Below are 533 nucleotides of genomic sequence, written 5' to 3'. Positions count from 1 at the left end.
CCCGCACAAGCGGCGGAGCATGTGGATTAATTCGATGCAACGCGAAGAACCTTACCTGGGTTTGACATGCACAGGACGTCGGCAGAGATGTCGGTTCCCTTGTGGTCTGTGTGCAGGTGGTGCATGGCTGTCGTCAGCTCGTGTCGTGAGATGTTGGGTTAAGTCCCGCAACGAGCGCAACCCTTGTCCTATGTTGCCAGCGGGTTATGCCGGGGACTCGTAGGAGACTGCCGGGGTCAACTCGGAGGAAGGTGGGGATGACGTCAAGTCATCATGCCCCTTATGTCCAGGGCTTCACACATGCTACAATGGCCGGTACAAAGGGCTGCGATACCGTGAGGTGGAGCGAATCCTTTCAAAGCCGGTCTCAGTTCGGATCGGGGTCTGCAACTCGACCCCGTGAAGTCGGAGTCGCTAGTAATCGCAGATCAGCAACGCTGCGGTGAATACGTTCCCGGGCCTTGTACACACCGCCCGTCACGTCATGAAAGTCGGTAACACCCGAAGCCGGTGGCCTAACCCCTTGTGGGAGG

1 rRNA gene is annotated in these 533 nt (G+C 58.0%); it reads left to right on the top strand.

Going from position 1 to position 533, the window contains the following annotated elements:
* Positions 1-533 (top strand): 16S ribosomal RNA (locus RMCB_RS34230); the annotation flags it as partial.

Origin of the sequence: Mycolicibacterium brisbanense, from assembly GCF_001570425.1 — a bacterium.
In the GTDB taxonomy this organism is placed as follows: domain Bacteria; phylum Actinomycetota; class Actinomycetes; order Mycobacteriales; family Mycobacteriaceae; genus Mycobacterium; species Mycobacterium brisbanense.
The sequence above is the reverse complement of the archived record's forward strand: the minus strand, read 5'-3'. Positions and strand labels throughout refer to the sequence as shown.